Genomic DNA, 6,268 nt, shown 5'->3' with positions numbered 1-6,268 from the left:
TAGTACGAGAGGACCGGGATGGACGCACCGCTGGTGTACCAGTTGTCTTGCCAAAGGCATAGCTGGGTAGCTACGTGCGGACGGGATAAGTGCTGAAAGCATCTAAGCATGAAGCCCCCCTCAAGATGAGATTTCCTTTTGCTTCGGCAAGTAAGATCCCTGAAAGATGATCAGGTAGATAGGTTCGAGGTGGAAGCGTGGCGACACGTGCAGCTGACGAATACTAATCGATCGAGGACTTAACCCAAAACATTTGAACGATAGGAATACCTTGATATGAACACATTATCTAGTTTTGAAGGATCAACCTTCAACTGAATATGTCTGGTAATGATGGCGAAGAGGCCACACCCGTTCCCATACCGAACACGGAAGTTAAGCTCTTCAGCGCCGATGGTAGTTGGGGGATCTCCCCCTGTGAGAGTAGGACGTTGCCAGGCAAATGAAAGAGACCAGTGCTTATTAAATTAGGCGCTGGTTTTTTTGTGTTTTGAAATGCTGGCTGTGGGTGGGTAGATAGGGAGAGTAAGTGTGACTTGGAGGAGGGGCGGTTTTTGCCAGTTGGTGTCGAATGGCATTTATATGGTGCGAGTTGGCTTATAAAATGAAAAGTTGGATTATAAAAATGAAACTTGGCTTATAAAATGAAAAATTGGCTTATAAAATGAAAACTCGGTTTATAAAACTATAGCTGGTCAGATCTATATCAAAGGTTTAGTCTGATTAAGGCCGTCTTCAGGTTTATGAAGACACTTTGGCGCTCATTTTTCCGTCAACAGGTCTTCATCGGTGTAATGAAGACACTTTTGAGCAGAAATTTTCATCAAAATGGTCTTCACCCCCCCGTCCAATGAAACAAAACACCTCTCACTCAATAAATAACCCCAGAAAACCGCCCATCTTTTTTTATTTCAAGACAAACACAGACTAGTAGGCCTTACATACACTAGATGTAGAAGATTGGTAGGCTGGGATTTTACTAAAGTAGTATTACAATTGGTCAATCTGGTTAGAATAGTGGATGGAGGTGGAGAAAGAGATATGAAGTCAACCATTCATTCATCAATTGGGGAAACGTGTATTGTATGTGAAGAGAAGAAAGAAAGAGGAATCCATCTGTACACGGAGTTTATCTGTACGGAGTGCGAGGGTACGATGTTGCAGACGGAAGTAGAAAATCCAAAGTATAAGTTTTATCTCAAACAGCTCCGTAAGATTACAATTCCGAAAATTTTCTCTTAAAAAGATTGTTAAAAAATGTGCACAATGAAAAGTCCTTTAAGGGCTTTTATTTTTTTTCGCGAGATAGTTGGGTAGCTATAAGTCTAACGGTCTATCCGTTATAATGGTAGTAGATCAGCTTATGAAAGATAAGCGAAGAGGGTGGGCTTTGTGTTGGACCAGAATAAGACACCGCTGTTTTCAGCGCTTAAAAGGCATTGGGAAAGTTCTCCACTATCCGGTCATGTACCTGGACATAAGTATGGGGATGTTTTTCCTGGTGAAGCTAACGGTTATTTTAACGATATATTGAAGTTAGATGCGACAGAGATTACTGGGTTGGATGATTTACATGATCCTGAGGGGATTATAGAGGATGCACAGAGGTTGGCAGCTGATTTATATGGGGCGGATGAAACATTTTTTCTTGTGAATGGGTCAACAGTCGGAAATCTGGCGATGATCATGGCAACGTGTACTAGAGGGAGTAAAGTGCTCGTTCAAAGAAATTGTCATAAATCCATTTTGAACGGCTTGGAGCTTGCCGGAGCGGAGCCTGTTTTTATATCGTGTGAGGTCGACGAGAATTTGGGAGTTGCCGTTTCCATAAAGTCAACTCAGTTGAAGGAGGCATTGGAAACGGTCGATGGGATAGAGGCGGTTATCTTAACCAATCCCAATTATTATGGAGTAGCGACGCAACTGGATAGCCTAATTGGTATTATTCATACATATAATGTTCCGGTGTTGGTGGATGAAGCACATGGAGCGCATTTTATACTTGGAGAACCTTTTCCAAAAACGGCATTGGCCTCAGGGGCGGATATAGTGGTACATTCTGCACACAAAACCCTGCCAGCTATGACGATGGCTTCATTTCTGCATGTCCAGGGAGATAGGGTCAAGAAAGATAGAATCTCTCATTATTTGAAAATACTACTGTCAAGCAGTCCTTCCTACCCGTTGATGGCATCGTTGGATCTGGCGAGGTACTATCTTGCTTCCATACAAGATCAGGAAGTAAAAAATGTGTACGATGATATAACAACTATCCATCAGGAACTGGAGAAGATAGAAGGTGTGGAAGTGGTCGTACCGCAATGTGGATTGCAAATTGATCCGTTAAAGTTGACTCTTCGCTCCACTACCGGCCTGACTGGATTTGCATTACAGCAACTTCTCGAAAAAGAAGGGCTCTTTGTTGAGTTGGCAGACCATCAGAATGTATTAATTGTTCTGCCACTGGCGGTTAATGAGAAAAAACATGATATGATAGAGAGAATAGATCGAGCATTATTGGGTCAAACAAAGGATGGAAAGGAAAAAGGTAAATTGCCGATCCCACCATTCCCTGTAGAAATAAGCAGATTGGCCATTCCTTTCAGTGAGCAACATGACTATAAGGTGGTCAGGTGCAACTTGGAGGATGCAGTCGGGGAGGTTGCGGCAAGACCGGTTATTCCATATCCACCAGGAATCCCTCTGTTATTCAAGGGGGAGAGGATTACACGTTCCACTCTGGAATATATAGAGGTACTAGTGAATCACGGTGCCAGATTTCAAGGAAGCGAATGGCTAAAAAGTAATTATATGTTTATATATAAGAAAGAAAAGGAGTAACACGCTTGTGAAGGGATTATTTATAACATTTGAAGGACCAGAGGGAGCAGGAAAAACCTCTGTTATCCAGAAGTTAGCGAAAGAACTGGCTGATCGGAAGTATCCCATCTTATTGACCAGAGAACCGGGTGGCATTGCTATAGCGGAGCAAATCCGAAGTGTCATATTGGACTGCGATAATACCGAAATGGATGCGAGAACAGAGGCATTGCTATATGCTGCTGCCCGTCGCCAACATTTAGTGGAAAGGGTCATTCCGGCCTTAAAGGATAATAAGATTGTTCTGTGCGACCGTTTTATTGACAGTTCTCTGGCCTATCAAGGATATGCAAGAGGAATAGGTGTTGAGGATGTCTTAAGTATCAATGAGTTTGCAACGGAGAAAATGATGCCATCCTTGACCGTTTATTTTGATATTGAGCCAGAAGCAGGACTTGAACGAATTGCAGCGAATAATAAACGTGAAATCAATCGCCTCGATCAGGAGAAGCTTGATTTCCACTTCAAGGTGAAGAAAGGCTATGACCTGGTCAGGGATAGGTATAGTGAGAGATTTTCCGTGGTTGATGCGTCCAAAGATTTTAATGCGGTTTATGAACAGGTAAAGGAAATTCTCATTTCCTATGTTACAAAACGCGGGTTCTAATTGGATGAAATATAAATTACCAAATCCGAAATAATGAAGTGTTAGATAATTAATGGTAAAATAAAGGAGGCGCTAAATATGAAAATGATAATGGCGGTTATTCAGGATAAAGATAGTAACAGATTAATGAATGCCTTGGTGGAACATAATTTCCGAGCTACCAAACTCGCAAGTACCGGCGGATTTCTGAAGTCAGGAAATACGACCTTTATGATAGGTACGGAAGATGTTCGTGTACAAAAGGCTTTGGATATAATCAAAGACAACTGCCAGCACCGTCAGCAGTTGGTCGCACCTGTATCTCCTATGGGTGGGAACGCGGATTCATATGTTCCTTATCCGGTTGAGGTGGAGGTTGGTGGCGCAACCGTTTTTGTTTTACCGGTGGAGCATTTTCACCAATTCTAACAATTAGTCAAGCGGCTGAAAGGCTGCTTTTTTAAAAGTTGTTTCCATGAGAGAAAAGCCCAAAGGAAAGGGACGTATAATAGTGAAAATATCAACCGATCTTCGAACAAGTATAGATAAGGGAAGAATGGACCAAAGAGGTGGTACTACCACTACAGCTGGCTTTGGAGAGGTCATGCAAAAGCACTCCAACAAATTACATTCCCAGCAGCTGCAGACATTAATAAAGGATATAGAAATGGTAGGGGACCGCCTGGGAAATTCACGTTCTTTTCAGGACTTGGCAAAATATAAAACACTGGTGAAGCGTTTTATGGAAGAAGCGGTTGAGTTCGGGATGGAATTGAACCAGTCTCACCATTGGACAAATGATGGACAATCAAGGAATCTTCATGTGGTGAAAGAAATCGATGAGGCACTAATCGGTCTTACAGATAAGGTAATGAATCAAGAGGAATCAAGAATAAACATATTAAGCAGTATTGGTGAGATAAAAGGATTGCTCATCAATTTATATATGTAAGTTAGTGAGTGATGATGGTGATAAAAAGTTGGTCCGATCTACAAAGCCAGCCTACTGTTGCAAGAATTGTAACAAACAGTTTGGAGCGGAACAGGATCGCTCATGCTTATTTGCTGGACGGGATGAAGGGAACAGGGAAAAAAGAGGTCAGCTATCTTTTTGCTAAAAGCCTGTTGTGCAAAGACCGAAACGGTGTAAACCCGTGTCAGAGCTGTTCCAATTGTAAGCGGATAGATTCACGAAATCATCCGGATGTGCATGTCCTTGAGCCGGACGGAAATTCGATAAAAAAACAGCAAATTCAATTTTTGCAAGAGGAATTCACTAAAACTGGTTTGGAGTCAAAGAGAAAAATATATATTATCGAGCATGCTGATAAAATGACAACAAATGCTGCCAACAGTTTATTGAAATTTCTTGAAGAGCCCAATCAGGAAACATTTGCATTTCTTTTGACAGAAAACGTCAATCAGATGCTGAATACCATCATTTCCAGATGCCAGCCTCTATCGTTCCGGGCTTTAACCTCTGAAGGGCTGGTGGACAAACTGATGGCAGAAGAGATTTCCTTGCCAATGGCGAAGTCGGCAGCGTCACTGACGAATAGTTTAGGGGAAGCAGTAGAATTATGTCGAGATGATTGGTTTGCGCTGGCAAGAAATTTAGTGATAAAATTGTATGAAGCGATATTTAATCGCCCTCAAGCATCATTGCTGCTTATACAGGAAAAATGGATGCCCCATTTTTCCGATAGAACACAAATGGAGATAGGTTTAGATTTAATGCTATTTATTTATAAAGATATGCTCTATGCTCAGTTAGATAAAGAGGAGCAGATGGTGTTTGTCGACGAGAAAGAATTGATTAGGAAGTTGGCTCTCCAAACGACTCAACAGCGAGTGACCGAGCATTTATCATATATATTACAAAGCAAGTCTCGGTTAGCATCGAATGTGAATCCGCACCTTCTCATGGAACAATTAGCTTTAAACTTGCAGGAGGGATATTAGTTTGTATGAAGTAGTGGGAGTTCGTTTTAAAAAAGCAGGAAAAATATACTATTTTGACCCTAATGGGCTTGATATAACAGATAATGAGTTTGTCATTGTCGAGACAGTAAGAGGCGTGGAATTTGGAAAAGCTGTCATCGGTCAAAAGAAAGTCGAAGAGAATGATGTCGTACTGCCGTTGAAAAAAGTACTCCGTATTGCTGACCAAAAAGATCGTCTTATTGTAGATGAAAATAAAAAAGCGGCTAAAGAAGCATTTGATGTTTGTTTCACAAAAGTGAACGATCATGGTTTGGATATGAAGATGGTGGATGTGGAATATACATTCGATCGAAATAAAATCATCTTCTACTTTACTGCAGATGGACGCGTGGATTTCAGGGAACTTGTAAAGGACCTTGCTTCCATTTTCCGTACTAGAATTGAACTTAGACAAATAGGTGTCCGTGATGAAGCGAAATTATTGGGAGGCATCGGCCCATGTGGACGTATGCTTTGCTGTTCCACATTCTTGGGAGATTTTGAACCGGTATCAATTAAGATGGCCAAGGATCAGAATCTGTCGCTGAATCCTTCTAAGATATCTGGACTTTGTGGTCGTCTGATGTGTTGTCTAAAGTATGAAAACGATGAATACGAGTCCGCTAAAGAGCAATTACCGGATCTTGATGAAGTGATCAAAACACCGAATGGAGTAGGACGAGTGGTAGGGTTGAATATACTCGAACGCGTGCTGCAAGTGGAGTTATCCGGAAAAGACCGAGTGGTTGAGTATTCGTTAGATGAATTATTGCAAGAAGGAGCCGTTTCTACGCAAGCCACAGATTAAGAGGTGGGAAA

At 41.6% G+C, this 6,268-nt stretch carries 7 protein-coding genes and 2 rRNA genes; all 9 read left to right on the top strand.

Annotation, left to right across the window (positions count from 1 at the left end; translation table 11 throughout):
- A 23S ribosomal RNA gene (locus AB685_RS20450) occupies positions 1-247 on the top strand; the annotation flags it as partial.
- 76 nt (positions 248-323) lie between these two features.
- Positions 324-440: ribosomal RNA gene (gene rrf / locus AB685_RS20445) — 5S ribosomal RNA — on the top strand.
- Positions 441-1,041: 601 nt separating this feature from the next.
- On the top strand, positions 1,042-1,242 hold the full coding sequence (locus tag AB685_RS20440; RefSeq protein ID WP_047972436.1) for a sigma factor G inhibitor Gin: 201 nt from the start codon (positions 1,042-1,044) through the stop codon (positions 1,240-1,242).
- A 153-nt stretch (positions 1,243-1,395) separates the two neighbouring features.
- Complete coding sequence (locus AB685_RS20435) at positions 1,396-2,841, top strand: aminotransferase class I/II-fold pyridoxal phosphate-dependent enzyme (RefSeq protein WP_047972441.1); 1,446 nt, start codon at positions 1,396-1,398, stop codon at positions 2,839-2,841.
- A 7-nt stretch (positions 2,842-2,848) separates the two neighbouring features.
- Positions 2,849-3,487, top strand: coding sequence for a dTMP kinase (tmk, locus tag AB685_RS20430; RefSeq protein ID WP_047972435.1), 639 nt, complete (start codon positions 2,849-2,851; stop codon positions 3,485-3,487).
- A gap of 78 nt (positions 3,488-3,565) precedes the next feature.
- The gene (locus AB685_RS20425; protein WP_047972434.1) at positions 3,566-3,895 is read left to right on the top strand and encodes a cyclic-di-AMP receptor; all 330 of its coding nucleotides are present in this window, start codon (positions 3,566-3,568) and stop codon (positions 3,893-3,895) included.
- A gap of 82 nt (positions 3,896-3,977) precedes the next feature.
- Complete coding sequence (locus AB685_RS20420) at positions 3,978-4,418, top strand: YaaR family protein (RefSeq protein ID WP_047972440.1); 441 nt, start codon at positions 3,978-3,980, stop codon at positions 4,416-4,418.
- A gap of 17 nt (positions 4,419-4,435) precedes the next feature.
- Positions 4,436-5,428, top strand: coding sequence for a DNA polymerase III subunit delta' (gene holB, locus AB685_RS20415; protein WP_082153715.1), 993 nt, complete (start codon positions 4,436-4,438; stop codon positions 5,426-5,428).
- Position 5,429: 1 nt separating this feature from the next.
- Complete coding sequence (locus AB685_RS20410) at positions 5,430-6,257, top strand: stage 0 sporulation family protein (protein ID WP_047972432.1); 828 nt, start codon at positions 5,430-5,432, stop codon at positions 6,255-6,257.
- Positions 6,258-6,268: the final 11 nt, after the last annotated feature.

The sequence above is a fragment of the Bacillus sp. LL01 genome (assembly GCF_001037965.1).
The sequence above is the reverse complement of the archived record's forward strand: the minus strand, read 5'-3'. Positions and strand labels throughout refer to the sequence as shown.

Bases quoted from the DNA above. Each gene is read 5' to 3' on its own strand.
- AB685_RS20440 (WP_047972436.1), top strand. From the start codon at position 1,042: ATGAAGTCAACCATTCATTCATCAATTGGGGAAACGTGTATTGTATGT.
- AB685_RS20425 (WP_047972434.1), top strand. From the start codon at position 3,566: ATGAAAATGATAATGGCGGTTATTCAGGATAAAGATAGTAACAGATTA.